The following is a 22,007-nucleotide window of genomic DNA, read 5'->3' on the forward strand; positions in this document are numbered from 1 at the left end:
ACCCACTCGCCGCGATGCCGAAAACCCGACGCGGTCGTACCGGTGTCCACGGGCACCACCGCGCCCCGTTGCGGCGCAACGCCTTTGGACCTGGCGGTGTAGGCGGCGCGCAAGTCGGTCTGGTCCGGCAGCGGTCCATTGGTCAGCTGGCCCCAGGCGGCGGAGACGGTCGCAAAATATCCCAGCCACGCGTTGATGGTCAGGCCCGCGCTCAACAGGCAGAACGATGCCGCGAACACGCACACATTGCGTCGCCACCACCCGGCGCGGCGCCAGCTGGCGACTGCGACCGCGACGGCCGAGCCCGCCAACGTGGTCCACAGCCACATTTGCCATGGCGGCGGTTCGCTGGCCAGCCCGAGGGTGCTGTAGTACCAGTGCGTCGCGGCGCCGGTGGCAGCGCCGACCGCCGCGACCAGCGGGACCCGCCGGCTCCACCAGCGCCGCGCCCGCCAGGCGATGGAGTAGGCCAGCGCCGCAACGGGGCGCGGTGGTGCCCGTGGACACCGGTACGACCGCGTCGGGTTTTCGGCATCGCGGCGAGTGGGTGTACCTGCCGCCGGCCTGGTTCACCGCAGCGCCGCCACGCCTGCCCCCGGTCTTGATGATCGGAGGCGAGTTCAACACATCGGCTGACTGGATTCGCGCCGGCGACGCCGTCGCCACCCTGGACGCGTTCGCGGCGGACCACGGCGGTAACGCGCCGCTGGCCGTCTTCGTCGACGCCAGCGGTGGCTTCACCGTCGACACCGAGTGCGTCAACGGGTCGCGCGGCAACGCCGCCGATCACCTGATCGACGACGTGATCCCGTGGGCCGCCCAGCAATTCGGCCTGCCGGCGCAAGCGAAATGGGGCGTCGTCGGCTTCTCCTCCGGAGGCACCTGCGCGGTGGACCTGGCCGTGATGCACCCCGACAGGTTCAGCGCCTTTGTCGACATCGGCGGCGACATCGCCCCCAACGCGGGCACCCGGGCACAGACCATCGACCGGCTCTTCGGCGGCGACGCCGCGGCGTGGGCACGCTTCGACCCCAGCACGGTGATCACCCGCCACGGGCCTTACTCCAATCTGGTCGGACTGTTCGCGGTTCCCGGCTCCGTGGGGCGCGCCGCTGCCGAATCGCTGTGCCAACTGGGCACCGCCAACGGCATCGACTGCGCGGTGGTCGGTCTGCCCGGCAAACACGATTGGCCCTCGGCCGCATCGGCTTTCGCGGCGACGCTGCCTTGGCTCGCCGGTCGGCTCGAGACGCCCGGCGTCCCCCACGCGGCGTTCCCGTGACGCGCCCGCGGCCTGCGTTGAGTAGCTCATGAAAATGCCTGTCTAGCTGGCGGTCCATGCGCGTCGACCGTCGAGATCGTGTCAGATCCTGCACACGAATGCGTGGAGCTGCGCGAGGCCGGTCTCCGGCGTCATGTCCAGCACCCTCCCGCAATCTGCGTTTCGTCAACTAAAATCGACGTTGTGTCGAGTTTTTGTTAGGGTCGGCAGCGGTCCGGTCGAGCAGAGGAGATGTCCAATGAAGACCTTTCTGATCACGGGGGTAAGCAGCGGCCTGGGGCGAGCCTTCGCTGCAGGCGCACTAGAGGCCGGGCACACCGTGGTGGGCACCGTGCGTCGGCGGGCAGACCTCGATGCATTCGAAGCGCTGGCGGCCAACGCCCACGGTCGGCTCCTGGACGTGACCGATGAAAAGGCAGTGTTCGCGACGGTTAAGGACGTCGAGGCGACCGTCGGTCCGATCGACGTGGTGATCGCCAACGCGGGCTATGGGCTCGAGGGCATCTTCGAGGAGACGCCCTTGAGCCAGCTGCGGGCTCAGTTCGAGACCAACGTCTTTGGGGTGGCGGCGACCCTTCAGGCCGTCCTTCCGTATATGCGTGAACGTCGCGGCGGTCACCTGATGGCGGTGACGTCGATGGGCGGGTTGATGGCCCCGGCGGGCCTAACCGCCTACTGCGGCAGCAAGTTCGCGCTGGAGGGACTGCTGGAGAGCTTGGGTAAGGAAGTCGCCGGGTTCGGCATTCATGTCACGGCGATCGAACCGGGTTCGTTCCGGACCGACTGGGCCGGTAGGTCCATGAGACGCGTAGACCGCTCCATCGCCGATTACGACGACGTGTTCACGCCTATTCGTGAAGCCCGCCTACAGGCGAGCGGGAACCAGCTCGGTGACCCCGCGAAGGCCGCAGCCGCAGTGTTGCAGGTGCTTGACTCGACCGATCCCCCACGGCATCTTGTGCTGGGGTCTGACGCATTGCGGCTCATCAGGGCCGCGCGTCAAACCGTCGATCAGGAGATCGACAAGTGGGAGTCACTGTCTCGGACAACGGACTTCCCCGACGGACGTCAGATCGCAGCCAGCTAGCCATGCCAGCGAAAACCAAGCCCACCCGACGACATGCCGCCACGCCCCGAAAAGGGGATATGCGGGAACAGGCCATCCTCGACACCGCCGAACGACTCCTGGGCGAACAAGGCTACGAAGCAATGACGATCGCCGACATCGCAAAGGGCGCGGGGATCACGCGGGGTGCCCTGTACTTCTATTTCGGCTCCAAACAGGAGGTCATCACGGCGCTCGTCGCGCGTACCGTGGATGCCCTCCGGAAGAAATCGCGCGCAGCCGCGGACGACGCCGCACGTGGTGAGCATGCCATCGACGAGGCGATGATCAGAACCGAGGCGCTGTGGCGCCAGCACGGGGTCGTGATGCGCGCGGCGATCGACCTGGCGTCGTCGGTGCCCGAGATCGACACGCTCTGGAACGACACCGCCGAGATCTTCGTCGGCGCCATCGCCGAAATACTGCGGCACATGGGCGCTCCGTCACGCAGTGCGAGCCACGACCAGGCAGCCCTTGCACGCGCCTTGTGCTGGATGATCGAGCGCAGTTTCTACCAAGGCTCCCGGATTTCGAACGCCGAGCTGGCCCGCGCCAGGAAGGCCTGTACCGAGATCTGGCGTCGAGTCGCCTGTTGACCGCCGACGGCCTGCTCACTGCGGCTGAGTTAAGGAATCGGACGGAATCGAATACTGCTGGCTGCCAGCAAAGTTCGTAATTTCTCAGTGAATCAAGCTCGATCACAGATGCGCGCTCCCCGGTCCGTCGGGCCAGCGATCCACGACCAAGAACCCGCCAAGCCGTGGGCTGTCGTGCATCCGATGAATCTTTCAGTGCCGCAGGGTTGCGTGTCGTCGCGATGAGTTTTGGCCTCCGGTGCAGTCTGATCTTCATGGGCAAACTGATCTACGGCTTCAACGTGTCGGTGGACGGGTACATCGCCGATGCACAAGGCAACATCGACTGGGGCGATCCGAGCGACGAACTGCACCAGTACTGGAACGACTTCGAGAGGGAGACCGCCCTGTCGTTCTACGGGCGGCGGCTCTACGAACTGATGTCCGCGTACTGGCCGACCGCCGATAGTGCTCCGGACGCCACTCCTCTGATCGTTGACTTCGCCCGCACCTGGCGCGAAATGCCCAAGGTTGTGTTCTCGCGGACCTTAGAGTCCGTCCACTGGAACTCGCGCCTGGAACGCGGTGACCCGGTCGAAGTGGTGAGGAGGTTGAAAGCCGAAACGGACGGCAGGCTGGAGGTCGCCGGCGCGACGCTGGCCGCGCCGATCGTGCAGGCCGGACTGGTGGACGAATACCGGATTGTGGTCGCGCCCATCGCCGTGGGCGGCGGCACCGCGTTCTTCCCGACCCTGCCGTCATGGATCTCGCTGCGGTTGCTTGAGAACCGCACCTTCCCGGGTGGCACGGTCCTGCTGCGCTACGAGGCGAAACACGACTGACTTACTTGCCTCTCGCGATCGAGGTTGTCGCCGCATTGGCGCCGACCGTGTCGTCGAGGTGTTGGATCGACTGGCTCTCACCCACGGGACGCCGCACTACGTGCGGTTCGACAACGGTCCGGAGTTCGTGGCGCACGCCGCGCTTGACTGGTGCCGATTCGACTGTGCTGGCTCACTTTTGTTGATCCAGGGTCGCCTTGGCGGAATGCCTGGATCGAGTCGTTCAACGGCCGGCTGTGCGACGAATTGCTCAACGCGTGGCACTTCGACTCCCTGCTGGAAGCCCGCGTGATTATCGAAGACTGGCGTCGCGACTACAAGCCAACCGGGCCCACTCCGTCCATGGTGAACTCACCCGGGCCGAGTTCGCTCTACAGTGGACCACGTCCCATCAACCCCAAGCCGCATAGCGACTGGACCACCAAAGTGGGGACGGATGTTGTGGCTGCGCCAGCCTGCACGGCGTCAAACGTCCTGGAGCTGCGCCAGACGCCGCTCTCGGGCTATCAGAAAGAGTGGAACGGCCACGCTGATATCCACAACGAACGCCAGCACGACGTACACCCACAGGTACTTGACGTCGGTCCTGCGTGCCTCGACAACCATGAAGACCAGCGCTGCCACGGAGACCAGTGTCAGGTCGATGGTCATGGAGCTGACCGCGTGATTGGCGAAACAGCTAGCGAGGAAGTCGAGCGTGTCCCCGCCGGCCGAGAAGTACGCGATGTTGTGCGCCCACGTGGCGATGAGCGCCACCAGCGCGATCACACCGTAAAGAATGCAAAGGTTTCGTCGGGCAGCGGTCACACCCGTCAGTATTTAGTCATCAGAGTAATTGTCAATATGTGGATCGGGTTGCTTCAGGCGACCTCCGTTGCGGTTGGTTCGATAGGTTCGGTGATCGTGATGTCGCCGAGGCGTACGAGCAGCTTGCCTTTTTGGAACACCGCGCCGGCACGGACGAGGCGACTAGGTGTGGACGGCCCGCCAGCGTGCGTGTGAGCGCTCAATGGCCTGTAGGCCATGGCATATCGGCCGCACGTGAACGCGGGGCCCTTGGTCACTTCGGTCGGCAAACGCACGGTCGGGAATATCGACCTTCCGGGTCAACGGTGCGCAGGTGAACCCAGGGCTCGGCCGGATACTTGTAGATGTCCAGCAGCAAGTCGGCGTCTTCACGATCTAAGCGACTTCAGCGCCGTCGAGCAACTGCGCAAACGCGATCCGGCCCTACTCGCCTAACATTCCCACCATGAGCGACGAAAACGATGAGCTAGCAGCCGTCCTGCAATATCTAGAAGAAGACGAGAAAACGGCCCGTGAGAACGGACAAAACGATCTGGCGGACCAGATTGCCACCCAACGCCGCAAGCTCCTCGAAGCACCGCCCGCTGATCTGGTTCAGCTGTTTAACGACATTGCTGACGCGCTAGAAACGAGCCTTGAAGCAGCAGGGACCGATGACATCCTTACCGGCGACACCATCACCTACCTCCGCAGAACCGCCAAGGACATCGACCGCCACGACCGATAACACAGCATGGGTTGGGTGGTCGGGCGGCAAATGTCTCAGGCAGCGATGCGTGAACCACGTAGTTGCCACTACGGCCATAATCGGCCGCGATCCCAACCCTCCCCGTTGCGTTCATAGCGCAGTCGATGGTGGCGTCGGTCAGGCGCGCCCTGCCAAAACTCGACGTAATCGGGTCGCACAGCGTATGAAATCCATTCAGGTGGGGCGACTTCGGGGTTATCGCGCAGTTCGCGGTGAGCCTTGGCGATGTGTGCTTCCAGCTCGGCTCCATCGGTGAGCGGTTGACTTTGCCTCATCGTCAATGCGATCGCGCGCGACTCCAATGGACGGGCCAAGAAGTCTTGCGCGCTGGCTTGAGCTCCGTCATTGACGACCGCGCCACCAATCCGCACTTGTCGAACCAATGCAGCCCAGTAGAAGGTCAACGCCGCAACAGGATTGGCCGACAGGTCACGGCCTTTTTGGCTGACCGAATTGACCGCGAAGTGCCAGCCCCGTTCATCGACGGCTTTAATAATCAGCACCCGAGCCCGTGGTAAGCCTCGTGCGTCAACGGTCGACAGCGTCATCGCATGCGGTTCGGGAAGGGCGGCCTCGACGGCATCCTGCAACCACCTGATGAATAACGAAACAGGTTCTGCTGGAACGTCGTCGGTGTCGAAACCGGGGGCATGGCCGGTCAAGACGGGCAGGCTACGCAGGAACGCGCGGCCACCGTCGTCATCAGACCATCGCATAGGCACAGCAGACTCCTCGAAGATCGAGGAGCACCCAGGCGGTCGATGCGTCCGAATCTTTGGCTTCCCAGTGGTGTTCCACCCGCGCCAGTCGCCAATTCAACAGACTCTACGCCGCCAAGCCGCAAAGCCCCCGCGCGATCAGGATCGCTCCCGCTCGACCAGGTCCTTGAGGAACCTAGGCACACGACCGGCGCCGAAATCGTAGAAGCGTACCCATGTGGGCGTGATGGCGATTCTGGCCATCCGGTCGTATGTCTGGCGCACCTCATGTTCGAACTTCCTGGCCTGATCTTCATCCATCGTTTTGCGGGCAGCGGCGAGGTACTCCGGCACTACACCGTCGATGATTCTCACGCCGGCGCGGCCGCGGATCGATAAGGCGCGCGCCGTCTCGGGCGTGTCTCCGGAGTCGATGGACAGGGCGACGTCCGCGGCTTTCGACAGGGCGGCGACCTTCGGAGACGTGGGGGCGGTGGCGATGACGAATTCTGCACCGGTCCAGAAGTATCCGACCGGAATGACCCGCGGCGTCCCGTCCTTGCCGACGTAAGCCAAGTGAGCCGCGGACGTCGACGCGAGCAATTCCTGCGCCCCCGCCATGCCTAGTTCGGCGTCTATCTCCTGCCTGATCACAATGATGCCCCTATCCGTTGTTCGGGTCTGTCTACCTTTGTCGACTCGAGTGTCACAACGGAATCATCGGCATCGGGTGACTATTCGGGCTACAGCCCGGACGGCACGGCCTTGCCGTTTACTGTCACGTCGACCTGGTCGGTCTTCTGGTTGTATGCGATGCGGCCGTGCTCGAAACTCGACACGAGCAGATCGCCGTCGGCGTTTGCGTCGCTGATCGGCAGCCCCAGCGGACCTGCCGAACCGTTGGTGCCGGTGATCGCAGGCGCGCCGTCCGGGTCGCGCGGGATATTCCACGCCTCCCGGATCTTGCCCAGGGTGATATATGCCGGGGTGCCGGCCGCGTCGTTCCTGGCGGTGATCACCCCGCCCTGGAACTGCTGGAATACCACACCGCTGTCGCGCTTTCCGGCGTTGCGGTCACCCGTTAGCGGCTTGCCCAGAGCCTTCTTCTGATCCTCGGTTGCCGACGAGTACTTGGCAGCGATAGGGCCGGTCAGAGTCACCTGGACGTCGCGCTCCCCGATGAGCTTCACCTCGGTGGGCTGCGCTGGGGCCGTAGACGTGGAGGTGGCGTTCGCCCCGACCTGAGGCGGTGCCGATGCGCCGACGCTCTTGCCATCGCTGCAGCCGCCAGTGATCAGCGCGGCCGCCGTGAGGCAGAGGGCTGCGGTGTGGCGGTTTGCAATCGTTCTCATAGGCTTCCTCTCGCGTCGTCCTGTGCGGTCTGCGTTAGCTCCGAACGAACTTACGCCTCGGTCACGGTCGGCGAGCCTGAGCACTGGTAAGGCTCCCCATGCTCCAGGTGACATCGACTCGATCTTCGGCCGTCGGGATATGCATGAGTCGAATATGCGGTGTTGGCGCCAAAACCTCGCGACGTTAAGTCATGCAAGTCCATTGTTGCTCCGCCCCTTCGGCGGTGAAAAAAGCAACTAGGAATGGATCCGGTAGACGTCAGGTTTGAAATTCCGAGCTTTGGATAGACGTCAATCCAGTTGCCGCTCTGGATAGCCGGCACCTCACGAAGGGAGCCCGACGTGGCGTTCTCACACATTGCATCGAAAACAACCGCGGCGGCAGCCGCATTGGCGGCGGCCGGACTCCTCGCAGCGACGCCGGCATGGGCCGACCCACAAGTGCTGCAGTTCGGCCAGATGGCAGAGATTTCCAGCATGGGCGGCACCATCGACTACACCGTGAGCAACCTGCAGCCCAGCGGCCACAACGACGGCATCTGGTACTCCGACGTGACCGCCAAAGGCGTGAGCGGTAACGCGACTCCGAACATCGCCGACTTCAACGCGCGGGCCGTGAACAGCTCCACGTTTGCGGTGATGAAGGGCAACCAGACCGACGGCCTTCCCGAGGGACCACTCCCCTTGGGCAGCCCGGTCACTGGGCGCATTTACTTCGACGTTCGCAACGGAACGAACCCCGACAGCGTCGTGTACCGGGACGCCGGAGGCACGGACAAGGTTGTCTGGAAAGGCTAGCAATTCGGTTCGCGCACACGCGAATAGCCACGAATTGGATATGCCGCGCTACTCCGAATCGTGCCGGCTGCGCTCGTAAAACCGTCGGACACGCGCGCGATTCCCGCAATCGGCCGTGCTGCACCAGCGGCGGTTCTGCCGATGGCTGCTGTCGAGGAAAAGCCATCCGCATTCCGGGTCGCCACAGTGCTTGACGCGCGAGCGGGGCACGGTGGTCAGCAGCGTCACGGATTCGATGGCCAGCCGGTGTAGTGGCGTTTGCGCCGTCAGCGCCGTGTCGCGCCACGAGACCTCATCCTCGTCGAAAGTGAGCCGCCTGACGCGCAGCGCGGATCGGTAAGCATCGGCGACCCTAGCGGCGTCGCGAGCCGACCCGCGTCCCGTCCAGATGCAATGGAGTGCCTCTCTGAGCTGTCGCGTCTGACGCAGCGTTTTCGCGCCGGCGTCGCTGTCTGAGACGGCGCGCCCGGCGAGGCTGCGAGCCTCGGTGGCCGACACCACACCGGCATGCTCCGTCCAGTCGACGAGGTCGAGATAGTCCACCAAGTAATCCGTACGGCGCTGCGGGTCGCCGCGCCATGCCACCGTGTTCACCAAGTCGACCGCGGGGTGGCCCCCGCGTAGATCGAGTTCGGCAGCCCCGGATCGCGCCACGGTTTCCAGTCTAATGCCTTTAAGCTGATTTAGGCATTAGGACATCGGGTACCTGTTTCAGCATGAGATGCACACGCACGGACGCAATGAGTCAGTTTGGGTTGGTCGTCGGCGCACTGTGCCTGTCGGCCTCGGCGATACTGCTGAAGTTGGCATCGACCACGCCGGCTACCGCAACAGCCGCACGTTGTCTGCTGGCGCTGCCCGTGGTGGTCGCCCTCGCGATCCCGGAATGGCAACGGGGAGAAGGCTTGTCGCGCCGCGGCGTGCTGTCAGCGGTGTGCTGTGGTGCGTTGTTCGCCGGCGACATGCTGCTGTGGACGCAGGCCATACCGGAAGTGGGAGCGGGGCTTTCCACCGTCCTGGTGAATACCCAGGTCGCCATCGTTCCGTTCTTGACGTGGCTGGTCGACCGGGAACGGATCTCGCGGCGGTTCCTGCTTGCGCTGCCAGTGTTGCTGGCCGGCGTCATGCTCGCCGGCGGCGTGCTCGAGCACGGCCTTTCCGGCACCGACCCCGCACGCGGCACGTTGCATTCGGTCGGCGCCGCGGTCTGCTATTCGGGGTTCCTGTTCTTGCTGCGACGCGGCGGGCAGTCCGGCCGACCCATGCAGACCTACGCCATCGTGTTGGCGACGTCGGCGGTGGTGGCGGCGGCGGTCGGACCGTGGTGGCACGGCTTCGACTTGTGGCCGGGCTGGCGCGCCATGGGATGGCTGACCCTGGTCGCCATCACCGGACAGTTGCTCGGTTGGCTGCTGGTGGCCGTGTTGTCGGCCCGCCTCCCCAGCACCGTCAGCTCCGCGCTCCTGTTGCTGATGCCGGTGGGCGCGGTCGCGCTGGGCGCTGGCGCGCTGCGCGAGCGCCCCTCCCCGCTGCAGCTCGCCGGCTGTGCACTCGTGCTGATGGCCGGGTACCTGGGCAGCGCAAAGCGTCTGGCGCCAGCACGCCGCGGGGCTTCCGGATGTTCCCTATTCGAACGACAAACGGACCGAACCGAGGCCCGCGAAGTCGGCGACGAACTCGTCACCGGGGTGCGCGTCGATCGCCCGGGTGCACGATCCGGGTAAGACGATGTCGCCGCGTCGCAGTCGCACGCCGAAACTCTCGACCTTGCGCGCCAACCACGCCACCGCCGTGACGGGGTTGCCCAACACGGCGTCGCCGCGGCCCTCGGCGACCACCTTGCCGTTGCGTGTCAGCACCGCGTCGATGGCCTTGGCGTCGAGCTCGGCTGGCGGCACTCGCGCCTCCCCCAGCACAAAACCCGCCGAGGAGGCGTTGTCGGCGATCGTGTCGCAGAGGGCAATCTTCCAGTCGGTGATCCGTGTGTCGATCAACTCGATGGAAGGAACGAGCGCCTCGGTCGCCGCCACGACGTCGTCCTCGGTGCAGCCGGCCCCGGGTAGGTCGGCCGACAGGATGAACCCCACCTCTACCTCGACTCGCGGGTAGAGGTAGCGCGCCGCCTTGACCGGGATGTCCTCGAACAGCTGCATCTCGTCGAGCAAATGGCCGTAGTCGGGCTCGTCCACCGCCATCATCTGCTGCATTGCCAACGACGACAGGCCCACCTTGTGGCCCACCACCCGAGCACCGTCGGCCACCCGCTGGCGGATGTTGATCAGCTGGATTTCATAGGCGTCGACCACGTCGATGTCGGGGTGGGCGGCGATCAAGGGAGCGATGGGCTCGCGACACCGCTCGGCGTGTGCGAGGTCGGCGGCCAAATCGTCGCGGATCGCCACGCTGAGCATCTGACGAGCTCCCCTCATCCGTCCGACCGCGCCGCTCTCCCATGACCGAGCGGCACAGCCGTAAACACGGTGCTCGGCCGTCAGAGGTTCATGAATGCAGGGTGGGTCGGAAGCGACGGCGAAAGTCGTCGCCGTCGAAGCCGAATAACCGCCGGTTTCGGCGGAATGGCGGCTGGGCATTCGCAGACATGAGCTCGCTACGTTCCATTGGTTTTCTCGCGGCTGCGGTAGTAACCGCCTGGGCGGGAATTCTCTGTGCACCCGTCCCAGCGTCGTCCGCCGACCCATGTCCCAACGTCGAAGTGGTGTTCGCCCGCGGCACCGGCGAGCCACCAGGGGTCGGCGGGATCGGCCAGGCGTTCGTCGATGCGCTCGGATCACGGGCGGGCGGCAAGTCGGTGGCGGTCTATCCGGTGAATTACGAGGCGAGCAGCGACTTCAACGGCGGCATCGCTTTCGCCAGAACCGTCGTGGACGGAATCAGGGACGCCGGTAGTCATATCGAATCCACGGCGTCGAACTGCCCCAACACCAGGGTGGTGCTCGGTGGGTACTCCCAAGGCGCCGCCGTGGCCGGCTTCGTGACTTCGGCTGCCGTGCCCAAGGAAGTGCCGCAGGAATTCGTGTCCTACGTCCCGCAACCGTTGCCGCGGGCGGTGGCTGATCACGTTGCCGCCGTGGTCCTGTTCGGCACGCCGTCCCCTGAATTTCTGCGCGGCGCCGGCGCGCCGCCGATTACGATCGGTCCCCTCTACGCGGGCAAGGCCATTCAGCTGTGCGCCCCCGATGACAACATCTGCAATGGCGCACCTCCGGGACCGCCCGGTCTGGCTCACACTCTGTATGCGGCGAACGGCATGGTTGACCAAGGCGCGAATTTCGCTGCGAATCACCTTTAACCGGCTAGCTGGCCCCGGCCCTCGATTGGTCGATTCGAGAGACGCCCAGTGCGTTTTCCTGAGTTCACATATCGGCGCGCAATCATGTACTGTCGTACGCTAAGGTAATTAGTCGCGCGTTGAACAGCGAGGTCTCAAATGCTCAGATCCTCGGGTTGTCGGGGCCTCGACGTCGGATCCAATGCAGGCATTCAGTTTGACGAGGCGGGCTGACAACCGACGTATCCACAGCATTTCGGAGAGGCGGGGGAATCACCGATGGCACGCCATGACCCAGATTACGAGCTTTACGAGCCACGTCGATCCCCCACCCTCTACACGTGTAGGGGCTGCGGCACGATTGTGCACAACATAAGAATTCATGACGCTTGGCATCGCGGGATAGACGAGCGCCGCCGGCAGGCGATCGACGGTGACCTCACGGACGACCAGTAGGGCCGGTCGTAATTGCCGAGCAACGCCCCTACGGGGCGATGCCCTCGACCAGCATGGTTGGTCCGAAGTGGCGGACTCGTCCGGGTCTGAGCCCGGCGTCGCGCATCAGGGCGTGCACTTGCTGCGGCGACCGTTCCCGACCGCCTTCGCAGGAAACCAGCATCAGCACGTCGAGCATCGCCGACACGGTGTTCAGCTGGCCTGATTCGTGGTGCATATCGATGGTGACCACCTTCGCGCCGGGCGGCATGGTGGCGTGGACCCGCTTGAGAATTTCGCGGCAGGCATCATCGTCCCAGTCGTGCAGAATCCATTTCATCGTGTAGACGTCAGCGCGAGCGTCGAGCTGACCGAACAGGTCGCCGGTGCGGCGCTCGATCCGGCCGGCCAACCCTCGCTCGCGTAGAAACCCGTCTGCCTGCTCGATGATCTCGGGCGAATCGAGCAGGATGCCCCGAGCGTTAGGCCGACGTTCGAGGATGGCCGCGAGCATGTGCCCGACTCCCCCGGCGACGTCGCAGATGACTCCATGCGTTGGCCATGGATAGGTCCGCACGATGCCGGCGAGGTCGAACTGGGTGAGCTGACGCATGGCGTCTGCGAACATGCTCCGCATGTCGGGGTGCTCGTCCAGGTACTCCCATAGCGACAAGCCGAAAGCCCTTCGGTATCCCGAGGTTTCGGCGCCTTCGCGGAGCTGGGCGTCGAGGTGCGCATATGCGGCTGCCGTGTCGGGGTGCGCGTAGTAGGCGACCCAGGAGGCGATCGATCTGGGGTGGTCGCGACGTAGCGGTGCACCGAGCTTCGTCATGCGTGCACGGCCCCGGCGATCCAGTTTCATCAACCGCGACCCGGTCGCGGCGTTCACGATTCTGACGGTCACGTCCGGGTCTAATCCGAGTTTGTGTGCCAGTTCGACTGGATCGTGTGCGTCCTCGCCGAGGGCATCGGCTAATCCTGAAGAGACGAGCACGCCCGCGATTTTCAGCTTCTGCAACCCGAAGGTGATGTCGGAGAACAGCGCGAACTCCCCCGGCACCGCGGCGTCCGCGAGATCCAAGACACGGCGTCGAGCATCGAATACGCCGCGCGCCACCGAACGCGGTAACGGCAAGGTAGGCAGGCGCATCGACATCACCTAGCGCCGATCTTCGAAGTCCGGCGCAGCCGAAAGCGGGGATGCCGGATCGGTCGTTGGGCAGGCGCGATCATAGTGTCGGGCTCGCTTTCTCGTCGGCCGCAGTTTGGATGATGTCCGCGGTGGCGGCATGGGCGGCGGGCCACCATTTCGCCAGCATCGCGAGTTCGGCGGCTTCCTGTTGCAGCGTCGCCGCTCCCGACGCGCCGATCAGCGCCGAGTCCATGTCGGGCAGTTCCGGCGTCACGCCGGCCGCCTTGGCTCTGGCGGCGTATGCCAGGCGCAGGGCTGCGACGGCCGCGTCGCGGTCGCGCGCCGGCACCGGGCGGGGCTTGGTCAGAAAGCGCATCAGCTCATGGTTGGGTATCTCACGGACATATGGGCGAAGTCCCAAGATTGCGTCCCGGATCTCGACGACGGTGTGATGTAGCTGCAGCTGTGATTTTTGGCGCCGGGGCTCCTCGTGGTCAAGGGCGAAGACACACTCTGGGACGACGGTTCGCAGAGCCCGCCGCAGCGGTTGCAGCGTGCGCCAGCTGTGGCTGATGGGATCCAGCCCGAGTGAGCGACGCAGCTTGGTGGCAAGAGGGACAGCCGCAGTCGCGAACACGCCAAATATCATGAAGAAAAGGCCGAACGCGTGGTACTGCTGCCTGAAGTCGGCGGTGTGAGTCCAGCCAAGCTGGTCGGACATTTGCAGGGCGGCCTCTTGGACCACATTCCCGATGCCGGCCAGGCCCATTGACAGAGTGCTGATCGCGATCAAGCGCTCCCGCCGCCCGCTGGCGATACGGAACTCGTGCACGGAAAGCAAAATCATGCGGGCCGCCAGGACCGTCAGCAACGCCGACACGCAAGTCAAGCCCGTCACGCTCTCCCAGCCGACCGTGAACTCGAGGGGCTTTTCTGCGATTCGCGCGGGAGTGCCGAAGATGAGGACTCCGGAAGCCAGTAACACCCCCGCCAGGCGGTAATACCTGTGCTTGCGGCGGGCTTCGGCTTCTGACATCCCCGACCACAGCAGGATGAATCCCATGAATTCGGCGTAGCTGTAACTCATTAGAGCGGTACTCAGTTGCCAGGTGCCTGGTCTCGTCATGAAAGCTGCACTGACGAGCATGTTTTGGACCAGCCGCTCGCGCAACAATTGCGTCAGCAGCAGGAGCACCAACGTGTTGTTGAAGTATTTTTCGTAGAGGTTGGTGTTGCACCATCGGAAGCGCCCGAGCAGGACGAGCGTCATGAACGCGATCACAGGCCAGGCGATGATGCCTGGCACGGCGGACGAGCTCACGGGCGGAAGAACACGCTGCTCATCATCGACTTCTGCGTCCCGCCCTCGGCGGCCGCGAGCATCACTATCGACGCGAACATCTCCGCGTCGCGTTCTCGGTCGTCGTCGAAAGCGGTGCGGCCCAGGATCTCCCCGACGCGAGGGTCGAAACCGGCTAGAGCGGTCGCAAAGATCATTTTGTGGTGGCTACCATCACTCCCGCCCGCGATCCCGCGGTCATGTTCCAACACCATGTGCCCGATTTCGTGGCACACGATCTGATCGATGTGGTACTCCGAAGTACCCGCTTCGTGGATGATGATGTCGTCGTCGTCCCGTTTCATCCACAGCCCGCAGGCGCTTATCGCGAGTTTGTCTACCGTCGGGACCACGTGGATCGGCCGACCACGCAAACGGGCGACGGCATCGATAAAAGTGGTGCGATCCCAAGGGACCGGGACGGGCAGGGTACGCACCAGCGCGAGCATGTCAGCCTTAGAAGTCATCTAGACCCGACCATTCTCCTGGCGCCATGGGCGGCAGGTCTTGCAGTTTGCGAATTTCATCGACCATCGCGGCCAAACTGCTTATGGCTTGTGGAGTCAGTCCGGACGTGCGCATGGCCAAATCTCGCACGCCGCTGTCGCGCAATGCTTGCATCAAAGTCAGTTGTGCCTCGATTTTCGGATCAGTGTCGCGATCAATCAGATAGGACGCAGGCACACCGAAAAAGTCGGCGATGGCGCGCAGATGTTGCACCGTCGGGTTGGTCTTGACGCCGTTTCTGAGCTGCCAGAGATAGGCCGGACTGATCGACACGCCCGTCTTGCTGGTTATCGCCGCCGCAGTGGCGGCGTTCGATAGCGGAGGCGTGCCGGCCTGCCGCATCACATCGAACAGCTGGTTCAACTTGACCGCGAGATCCGAGCCGTTCTCAGCAACACGTTGCACCCCGTCTGGCACATTGCCGCGATCCATTTACTCTCGTTTCATCGCAACGTTGTCCTCATATACTGACGTTATCAGCTGCCCGGCCTGCTAACCACCGACTTTTCGATCAACCCCGAATACACGCGCCGGTCATTAGGCTTTGAAAATGCGTTCGTACCGTTATGCCGTCGCGGCGGTCATCAGCCTTTTATCCGCAGGCGTTGCCGCGACGGCGTGCACCAAAAGCATCACCGGACACGCGGTGCATGCCCCTGGCGGTGCCGCCACCACCTCGCAGATCGCGACGTCGACACCGCCGACGCCGACCTCCGCTGCGCCCACCGGCCCGCCAGTCGGTACTGCGGTGATGAAGGTCAGCGGCGGAAGCGCCCCGGTCACGATCCGTTACCGGATCAACGGCGGCCCGGAGCAGACCGAGGCCAATGTGCCCCTGCCATGGGAAAAGCAGTACTCCGTCTACAACGAAGTGGAGTCGCAGGTCTCCGCCGACGGCGGAGACGCCCCGCTCACCTGCACGATCATCATGGACGGCGACAAACTCGTGTCCCTCAAGAGCGAACCGCGCCCCACCTGCAACTTCGCCTACTGGGGCTGATCGGCAACGCCGTCTGGACCGCACCCGGGAGGCTCCCCGTCAGCGGACCGCTCGTAGGTCATCGCCGGCGGGGGCGGTACCGGGGGCAGCGGGCCGCGATATACGTCGAGATATGGTGCGGCATAAGGGTTTTGCCATGGCCGCACGCCGGCGCGTCGCCTGCGCACATACGTCACGACCAGGACGCCACAGGCCACGATGAGAAAGGCCAGCAACAGGGCTTTCGCGACCAGTGCCGCAGTCATGACGCGGATCTTAGCCCTGATCCGGGCAACAGGCGGACGCCGTACCTGCAGTGCCAAAACCTTCCATCCGTTCCGGCTTTCGCCGGTGACCACTGAGGCTTGAGCGATGCCTGAGACCGCTGTGACCGACCCGCCCAAACCATCCCCCGACACCCCGCCGACCGAACGCCGATTGTCGCCACCGTGCCATATCTTGGAGCGTCCGAGACATGACTGATCGAGACGGAGGTCGCGTGCTGGACGACGACACAACGCTGTCGCCTGCCGACCTGCTCGAGTCCAACCGCGGCCTTCAGGGCTCGCCGACCGTCCGCCTGCTGGCCACGTTGAACCTCAACCTCTATGCGACCCTGATGGAACGCCAGCTCAGTGGCGGTGTGGTCCCCGAGACCGACCTGGTCATTCGCCTCGAGCGCGACCTGGCCGAACTCGACCAGTCGGGTGAGCAGTCCGGCCTGGCCCTGATCAAGTCGTGGGCCAGCCAGGGCTGGCTACACCGGGTAGCCGACCAGCGCTCCGGGCTCGAACGCAACCTGTGCTATCTGACCCAGGAGGCGCGCCGCGCGCTCGACTTTCTGCGGGGCATGCGCCGTCAGGACACCATCGCCACCGGCGGCTCGATCAACGGCATCGCGTCGCGGCTCAAGCAGATCGCGTTGCGGGTCGGCAACGACCCCGCCCGCATCCGCGCCGGCATCGAAGCCGAAATCGCCGCTCTGCAAGCCGAACTCGACGCCCTGGAGCAAGGTGCCGCTTCGGCTGAGGCCAGTCACGACGTCGACCTCACCGACGCCTACGACGAAGCCCACGCCATCGCCCTGCAGATGGAACGTCTGATCACCGACATCGGCCAGTACGGGACGATGATCGAACGGGCCACCGCGGCCCTTGACGAGCCGATCGACAGCAACGTCGAATACCGTGACCGTCAGCGTCGCATGTACGCCGACTACGAGGCCGCGTGGGACTCGCAGGGCCGCGACTCGCACCGTGCCTTCCTGCGGATGATCAACGACCCGGATCAACGCGCCGAGTTCGAAGCCGACGTCGCCGCGGTCGCCCAAGCCCTGCCGGCCCTCGATCCCGCCCTACGCAAGGTGATGGCCGGCTTTTTCGAACTCGTCGGTCACCAGATCGATGAAGTGGAACGCATTCAACAGCGCTGCGCGCAGCGGGTCAAACGGTTCATCGCATTCGGCACCCTCGAGCAGAGCCGCGGCGTGGCCCGTCAGCTCAACGAGGCCATCGGCGCCGCGCGCAACCTGCTGAAGGCTTCGCTGACCGATTCCCGCCTGGACATCGAACTTCCGTTGGCCCGCCACGCGTTCAGTTCGGTTGGGGCGCTGAGCTTCCGGATCGGTGACCTGTCCAATCCGAAGCCGGCTCAGGCCGCCGAGGGTGAGGTCGACCTCGCCAGCTTCGCCGCACTCACCACGCAGGTCGACGCGCCCGCGATGTCTGAGATGATCAACACCGCAATCAGCTCCGGGGCCAAGCTGTCGCTGCCGGATGCGGTCGCCATGCTCGATTCGGCCTATTTGGGCCACGTCATCGTGTTGTGGTCGTGGGCGCTCAAGCAACCGGAATCCGAACAGGTTTCCGAATCGGTCACCGTCCGCTTTCAATCCCTGGACGGGCGCGACCGCGAGATGGAGGTGCCGTCCTTGATGTTCACCGAGCCGGTGTCCAGTCTGCTGGGAGCCACTGCGTGACCGTCGAAGAAACCGTCGACTACAGCGGATTCTCCGCACTCCCCCAGGTCGACCAGACCGCGCGCATCCCGCACCAGCGCCGGCCCCGGTTCGACGGCGACGTATCCGAGCTGCCCGACCGGGCCTGCTGGGCGCTACAACAGCTGCTGACTCGCCGCTACATCAGCGCCGAGGCCGACCGCGACATCTACACGTGGGTGCAGGAATACCGCGCCCACCTGTCCGTCAGACTCTCGGAACTGGATCTGTTGCTGCGCGTCGTCGAGGGCACTTCCGAAACCGACGGGGTCGCGTTCGTCGAGCAGGCCCGCTACGAATCCGCCCGCGGCGTAAAGCTTTTGCGCCGTGAGCCGCTGGGTACGTACGATTCCATCTTGGCGCTGCACCTGGCGCAGATGATGCGCGCCTCCGGTGATCAGGCCGTCGTGATCAGCCGCGAGGAAATGCACGGGCTGTTCTCCGGGGTCCTCAACGACATCGACCGCGACGCCGTCACCTTCGCCGCGCGCATCGATGGCGCCATCGCCCGGCTGGCGTCGCTGGAGATCCTGCGCAAGACGCGCGACGACGAGGGCAGCTACACGGTCAGCCCGGTCATCAACGCCGTCATGACGGCCTCGGTGATCGCCGAGCTGCAGCAGCAGTTCGAGATTCTCCTGGGCGGCGGGGTCCCCCAGGAACGGGGGCAAGGCGACGAGGAGGGACCCGAGGATGACTGAACAGTTCCACTTGGCGCGCCTGCAGGTCATCAACTGGGGTGTCTTCGACGGGTATCACTCCATCCGATTCAGTGCAGGCGGTGCGCTGATCGCCGGCGCCTCCGGCAGCGGCAAATCCTCACTCCTGGATGCCATTTCGCTCGGCTTCCTGCCCTTCAACCGTCGCAACTTCAACGCCTCCGGCGATAACACCGCCGCCGGGTCGAGCGCCGGCCGGCGCACCGTCGACAAATACGTCCGCGGCGCCTGGGGCCAGCGCAGCGACGCCGGCAGCAGTAAGGTCATGTATCTGCGCGGCGACGGCACCGCCTGGTCGGCGGTTGCCGTCACCTACCGCAGCAACACCGGACGCACTGTCACCGGCCTGGTGCTCAAATGGCTCACCGGTGAATCGCGATCGGACTCGTCGAGCCGGTTCGTGCTGGCCGACGGCGACCGCGACATCGAGAACGTCTGCAACCGCTGGGCCGCGGGACGCTTCGACGCGGCGGTGTTCAAAGACGATTGGCGGTTCTCCACCAAGGTGGAGTCGCAATACCTCGCCCAGTTGTATGCGACCATCGGCATCCGGGCGTCCGACGCCGCGCAGCAGTTGCTCGGCAAGGCCAAATCGCTGAAAAGTGTTGGTGGGCTTGAACAGTTCGTCCGGGAGTTCATGCTCGACGAGCCGGCCAGCCTGACCCGGCTGCCCGAGGCGCTCAAGCAGATCGACCCCCTGGTGGACGCCCGCGAACTGCTGGCCGTCGCGCAACGCAAACGCAAGATCCTCGGCGACATCGAGAAGATCCAGCAGCGCTACGCCTCGGAGTCCTCCGACCTGGGTATCATCGATCTCGTCGACCAACCGATGGTCCGCGCCTACACCGATCACGTCCGGCTGGCGCAGTGCCCCGCGCAGATCGAATCGCTCGACGCCACCATCGATCAGCTCGGCAACGAATATGAGGACGTCACCCGCCAGCTCAATCTGGCCAAGGCCGAGGGTGATTCGCTCAACGCGCAGATCAGCGGATCCAGCACCAGCCTGGGTCCGCTGCAGTCGCAGGTGGCCGCCGCCGAGGCGCACGCCGAGCAGGTGTCGCGGCGGCGGACCGCCTATGAAGCCCTGCTCACCGCGCACGGCCTCGACGTACCGGAATCCGCGGACGAATTCTGGAACCTGCGTGAGGAACTCACCACCCGCGCCACCGAGCTACTGGCAAAACTGGACCGCGGCCGCGAAGCCTCGACCGATGCCGAGTACGCCCAGAAGGTTGCCCGCATCGCCCGCGACGACGCGGCCAAGGAACTCAAACGCGTCGAGCGCGTCGGGTCGGCGCTGCCGGAGTTCGCCCTGACGATGCGTGAAAACATCTGCGCCGCAGTCGGTATCCACCCCGGTGAGCTGCCCTATATCGCAGAGCTGATGGATCTACGACCCGAACACAGCCGCTGGCGCGTCGCCGTCGAGAAGGTGCTGCGCGGCGTTGGTCTGCGGCTGCTCGTGTCCGACAGCCACTACGCGGCGGTGCTGCGGTTCGTCAACGAAACCAACATGGGTGGTCGGCTGCAGCTGCATCACGTCCGCGCCAGGTTCATCGGCGCGCAGATCACCGAGGCGGAGCCGAACACGTTGGCCGGCAAGCTGTTCGTCGTCGACCCCACCCACGACTGCGCCGCCGAGGCCGCCGACGTCATCGCCGCCGCCGGCGATCACATCTGCGTCGACACCCCCGACGTGTTCCCCCGCTTTCGGCGCGCCGTCACCGACACCGGCCTGTACAAGGACTCCGAACGCCTCGCCATCAAGGACGACCGCCGACCGCTCAAGCAGGCCGACTACATCTACCAAGGCGATGTCGCCGCCAAGGTCGACGCGCTGACCGTGGATCTGGCCAACGCCGAAGAGGCGTATCGACGCGCCCGCAGCGTCGCCGACGACATCGCCGCCGAACGCCAGCAGTGGCGGGACCGGGCCGCGGCGTTCAAGGCGATCTGTGATCAGTACGAGCAGTGGACCCATATCGACACCGAGACCGCCGACGGGCACGCCGACCGGCTGCGCGAGCAGTTCGAGCTGCTGCTGGCCGACAACCCCGATATCGAGGCGCTCACCGCGCGGGCCGAGGAGTGCTGGGAGCAGATCCAGACCCTGATGACCCGTCGCGGCGCGATCCAGACCCGCCGCGACGACCTCGACGGTCGACGCACCCAGTTGCTCGAGCTTTCCGACCGGCTCGCTCCGGCTTTCGTCTCCGAGCCGCTGACCGATCTGTTGAACCGCTACGCCGCCGACCTGCCCGTCGCGCTGGACATGCTCAACCCCGAACCGCACCGCGACGCGCTGTTCACCGCCATCCGGCGGGAACGCGAGCAGCTGCGCGAAAGCCGCAGGCGCTCATACGATGAGCTCGCGCGGATCCTCAACACGTTCGACACCGCCTTCCCCGACGCCATCCCCAACGACAGCGACGTCTTCGACGAGCGCGTGCACGATTACGTCGCGCTGTGCCGTCACATCGACGAGCGTGAACTGCCCGAGGCCTACGAGCGAATGATGCGGCTGGTGACCGAGCAGGCACCCGACGCCATCCTGACCCTGCACCGGGTCGCCGAACAGGAGGCTCGGCGGATCAGCGAGCAGATCGAACGCGTGAACACCGGGCTGGGTGCGGTGGAGTTCAACCGGGGCACCCGGCTCACCCTGCGCGCCACCGCGCGCAGCCTGACCGCGGTCGCCGAGCTCACCGAGATCGTCCGGGCCATCTCGCGGCGCATCGCCGAGGTGGGCCTCGGCGACAAGCAGGCCATCCTGGACCAGTACGCCGACATCCTGCGCCTGCGTAATCGATTGGCCTCGACGGCTCCAGAAGACAAGGCGTGGACCCGCGACGCCCTGGACGTCCGCAACCGCTTCACCTTCGACTGCGCCGAGTGGGATGTCAGTAGCGATGAGCTGATCCGCACGCACAGCAACGCCGGTGACAACTCCGGGGGTGAGCAGGAGAAGCTGATGGCGTTCTGTTTGGCGGGGGCGTTGAGCTTCAACCTGGCGAATCCTGAAAGTGCGGACAACAAGCCGGTTTTCGCTCAGCTCATGCTCGATGAGGCGTTTTCCAAGTCCGACCCACAATTCGCTCAGCAGGCATTGCAGGCCTTCCGCAAATTCGGTTTCCAGCTCGTCATCGTGGCGACCGTGCAGAATGCCACGACCATCCAGCCGTACATCGACAGTGTGGTGATGGTGTCCAAGCGCGAAGCTACCGGCCGCAACTCGCGCCCGGTGGCGACCGTGACCACCAAGACGATCACGGACTTCACCGCGTTGCGGCATGAGATGCGGACGTCGTCGGCACTGGTTGCGGCCGGCGTGTGACGCGCTGACCCTTTTTGGGATCGGTAGCCACGCGAAAGCGCAAAAATTTCGCGAGTTGCGGCGTTGA

At 64.8% G+C, this 22,007-nt stretch carries 22 protein-coding genes, 4 pseudogenes and 1 riboswitch; of the genes and pseudogenes, 13 read left to right on the top strand and 13 right to left on the bottom strand.

The features are described from left to right. Window positions 1-329 (bottom strand): annotated as a pseudogene (locus tag A5624_RS26045) (esterase family protein); the annotation flags it as partial. A 65-nt stretch (window positions 330-394) separates the two neighbouring features. On the opposite strand from A5624_RS26045, the pseudogene A5624_RS26050 reads away from it, so the two are divergent. The 5 genes and pseudogenes from A5624_RS26050 to A5624_RS27795 all read left to right on the top strand — a co-directional run. Beyond that, window positions 395-1,282, top strand: a pseudogene (locus tag A5624_RS26050) (alpha/beta hydrolase); the annotation flags it as partial. A gap of 238 nt (window positions 1,283-1,520) precedes the next feature. Next, window positions 1,521-2,369 (top strand): oxidoreductase, encoded by an 849-nt coding sequence (locus A5624_RS26055; RefSeq protein ID WP_066873175.1) that lies wholly within the window; start codon window positions 1,521-1,523, stop codon window positions 2,367-2,369. 59 nt (window positions 2,370-2,428) lie between these two features. After that, on the top strand, window positions 2,429-2,983 hold the full coding sequence (locus A5624_RS26060; protein ID WP_231999917.1) for a TetR/AcrR family transcriptional regulator: 555 nt from the start codon (window positions 2,429-2,431) through the stop codon (window positions 2,981-2,983). Between the two features lie 254 nt (window positions 2,984-3,237). Continuing rightward, window positions 3,238-3,804, top strand: coding sequence for a dihydrofolate reductase family protein (locus tag A5624_RS26065; RefSeq protein WP_066873183.1), 567 nt, complete (start codon window positions 3,238-3,240; stop codon window positions 3,802-3,804). A gap of 28 nt (window positions 3,805-3,832) precedes the next feature. Beyond that, window positions 3,833-4,214 (top strand): annotated as a pseudogene (locus A5624_RS27795) (integrase core domain-containing protein); the annotation flags it as partial. A gap of 55 nt (window positions 4,215-4,269) precedes the next feature. Here the strand turns inward: A5624_RS27795 and A5624_RS26070 are convergent. Both A5624_RS26070 and A5624_RS29650 read right to left on the bottom strand, forming a co-directional pair. Further along, the gene (locus tag A5624_RS26070; RefSeq protein WP_082972636.1) at window positions 4,270-4,572 is read right to left on the bottom strand and encodes a DUF2834 domain-containing protein; all 303 of its coding nucleotides are present in this window, start codon (window positions 4,570-4,572) and stop codon (window positions 4,270-4,272) included. A 92-nt stretch (window positions 4,573-4,664) separates the two neighbouring features. Next, window positions 4,665-4,981, bottom strand: a pseudogene (locus tag A5624_RS29650) (IS256 family transposase); the annotation flags it as partial. A 75-nt stretch (window positions 4,982-5,056) separates the two neighbouring features. Between A5624_RS29650 and A5624_RS26075 the strand changes: the two are divergent. Beyond that, window positions 5,057-5,338: a hypothetical protein gene (locus tag A5624_RS26075; protein ID WP_066873188.1), complete on the top strand. Its 282-nt coding sequence runs from the start codon at window positions 5,057-5,059 to the stop codon at window positions 5,336-5,338. 68 nt (window positions 5,339-5,406) lie between these two features. Here the strand turns inward: A5624_RS26075 and A5624_RS27800 are convergent, their stop codons facing one another. The 3 genes from A5624_RS27800 to A5624_RS26085 form a co-directional block, all read right to left on the bottom strand. Continuing rightward, window positions 5,407-6,075 (bottom strand): pyridoxal 5'-phosphate synthase, encoded by a 669-nt coding sequence (locus tag A5624_RS27800; protein WP_082990657.1) that lies wholly within the window; start codon window positions 6,073-6,075, stop codon window positions 5,407-5,409. Between the two features lie 25 nt (window positions 6,076-6,100). Beyond that, window positions 6,101-6,180: riboswitch (ZMP/ZTP riboswitch) on the bottom strand. A 36-nt stretch (window positions 6,181-6,216) separates the two neighbouring features. Beyond that, complete coding sequence (locus tag A5624_RS26080) at window positions 6,217-6,711, bottom strand: pyridoxamine 5'-phosphate oxidase family protein (protein WP_066873191.1); 495 nt, start codon at window positions 6,709-6,711, stop codon at window positions 6,217-6,219. Between the two features lie 89 nt (window positions 6,712-6,800). Next, entirely contained in the window at window positions 6,801-7,409 is a 609-nt protein-coding gene (locus tag A5624_RS26085) for an LGFP repeat-containing protein (protein ID WP_066873194.1), read from the bottom strand. Between the two features lie 342 nt (window positions 7,410-7,751). Here A5624_RS26085 and A5624_RS26090 point away from each other — a divergent pair, with 342 nt between their 5' ends. Continuing rightward, window positions 7,752-8,207 carry an MPT63 family protein gene (locus A5624_RS26090; RefSeq protein ID WP_066873197.1) on the top strand — a complete coding sequence of 152 codons (456 nt, stop codon included), beginning with the start codon at window positions 7,752-7,754 and terminating at the stop codon, window positions 8,205-8,207. 48 nt (window positions 8,208-8,255) lie between these two features. Here A5624_RS26090 and A5624_RS26095 read toward each other — a convergent pair whose 3' ends face one another. Further along, window positions 8,256-8,861 (bottom strand): CGNR zinc finger domain-containing protein, encoded by a 606-nt coding sequence (locus A5624_RS26095; RefSeq protein ID WP_082990658.1) that lies wholly within the window; start codon window positions 8,859-8,861, stop codon window positions 8,256-8,258. An 86-nt stretch (window positions 8,862-8,947) separates the two neighbouring features. Between A5624_RS26095 and A5624_RS26100 the strand changes: the two genes are divergently transcribed. Then, window positions 8,948-9,931: a DMT family transporter gene (locus tag A5624_RS26100; RefSeq protein WP_066873203.1), complete on the top strand. Its 984-nt coding sequence runs from the start codon at window positions 8,948-8,950 to the stop codon at window positions 9,929-9,931. On the opposite strand, the gene A5624_RS26105 is transcribed toward A5624_RS26100, so the two are convergent. Further along, window positions 9,833-10,618, bottom strand: a complete 786-nt coding sequence (locus A5624_RS26105; RefSeq protein WP_066873205.1) for a 2-keto-4-pentenoate hydratase — start codon at window positions 10,616-10,618, stop codon at window positions 9,833-9,835. The genes A5624_RS26100 and A5624_RS26105 overlap by 99 nt on opposite strands. Before the next feature lie 188 nt (window positions 10,619-10,806). Between A5624_RS26105 and A5624_RS26110 the strand changes: the two genes are divergently transcribed. Continuing rightward, complete coding sequence (locus A5624_RS26110) at window positions 10,807-11,517, top strand: cutinase family protein (protein ID WP_066873206.1); 711 nt, start codon at window positions 10,807-10,809, stop codon at window positions 11,515-11,517. 463 nt (window positions 11,518-11,980) lie between these two features. Here A5624_RS26110 and A5624_RS26115 read toward each other — a convergent pair whose 3' ends face one another. The 4 genes from A5624_RS26115 to A5624_RS26130 all read right to left on the bottom strand — a co-directional run bounded on the left by A5624_RS26115 (window position 11,981) and on the right by A5624_RS26130 (window position 15,341). Next, on the bottom strand, window positions 11,981-13,087 hold the full coding sequence (locus A5624_RS26115) for a methyltransferase (protein WP_082990660.1): 1,107 nt from the start codon (window positions 13,085-13,087) through the stop codon (window positions 11,981-11,983). Between the two features lie 73 nt (window positions 13,088-13,160). Next, window positions 13,161-14,384, bottom strand: a complete 1,224-nt coding sequence (locus tag A5624_RS26120) for a DUF6545 domain-containing protein (RefSeq protein WP_066873210.1) — start codon at window positions 14,382-14,384, stop codon at window positions 13,161-13,163. After that, complete coding sequence (locus A5624_RS26125; protein WP_156749133.1) at window positions 14,381-14,851, bottom strand: hypothetical protein; 471 nt, start codon at window positions 14,849-14,851, stop codon at window positions 14,381-14,383. The genes A5624_RS26120 and A5624_RS26125 overlap by 4 nt, the downstream gene beginning before the upstream one ends. A gap of 7 nt (window positions 14,852-14,858) precedes the next feature. Continuing rightward, window positions 14,859-15,341 carry a helix-turn-helix domain-containing protein gene (locus tag A5624_RS26130; protein ID WP_082972096.1) on the bottom strand — a complete coding sequence of 161 codons (483 nt, stop codon included), beginning with the start codon at window positions 15,339-15,341 and terminating at the stop codon, window positions 14,859-14,861. Between the two features lie 118 nt (window positions 15,342-15,459). Between A5624_RS26130 and A5624_RS26135 the strand changes: the two genes are divergently transcribed. Then, on the top strand, window positions 15,460-15,909 hold the full coding sequence (locus A5624_RS26135; protein ID WP_066873218.1) for a hypothetical protein: 450 nt from the start codon (window positions 15,460-15,462) through the stop codon (window positions 15,907-15,909). Here A5624_RS26135 and A5624_RS27805 read toward each other — a convergent pair. Further along, window positions 15,897-16,154 carry a hypothetical protein gene (locus A5624_RS27805; RefSeq protein ID WP_082972097.1) on the bottom strand — a complete coding sequence of 86 codons (258 nt, stop codon included), beginning with the start codon at window positions 16,152-16,154 and terminating at the stop codon, window positions 15,897-15,899. The two genes, A5624_RS26135 and A5624_RS27805, sit on opposite strands and share 13 nt — an antisense overlap. A 209-nt stretch (window positions 16,155-16,363) precedes the next feature. On the opposite strand from A5624_RS27805, the gene A5624_RS26140 reads away from it, so the two are divergent. The 3 genes from A5624_RS26140 to A5624_RS26150 are packed head-to-tail and all read left to right on the top strand — an operon-like array spanning window position 16,364 to window position 21,940. Next, window positions 16,364-17,866, top strand: coding sequence for a DUF3375 domain-containing protein (locus A5624_RS26140; protein ID WP_066873223.1), 1,503 nt, complete (start codon window positions 16,364-16,366; stop codon window positions 17,864-17,866). Then, window positions 17,863-18,585: a DUF4194 domain-containing protein gene (locus tag A5624_RS26145; RefSeq protein WP_066873224.1), complete on the top strand. Its 723-nt coding sequence runs from the start codon at window positions 17,863-17,865 to the stop codon at window positions 18,583-18,585. The genes A5624_RS26140 and A5624_RS26145 overlap by 4 nt, the downstream gene beginning before the upstream one ends. Further along, complete coding sequence (locus tag A5624_RS26150) at window positions 18,578-21,940, top strand: ATP-binding protein (RefSeq protein ID WP_066873226.1); 3,363 nt, start codon at window positions 18,578-18,580, stop codon at window positions 21,938-21,940. Before A5624_RS26145 ends, A5624_RS26150 begins: the two co-directional genes overlap by 8 nt. The last annotated feature ends 67 nt before the right edge of the window (window positions 21,941-22,007 follow it).

This window comes from Mycobacterium sp. 1482292.6 (genome assembly GCF_001672995.1).
Lineage (GTDB): Bacteria > Actinomycetota > Actinomycetes > Mycobacteriales > Mycobacteriaceae > Mycobacterium > Mycobacterium europaeum_A.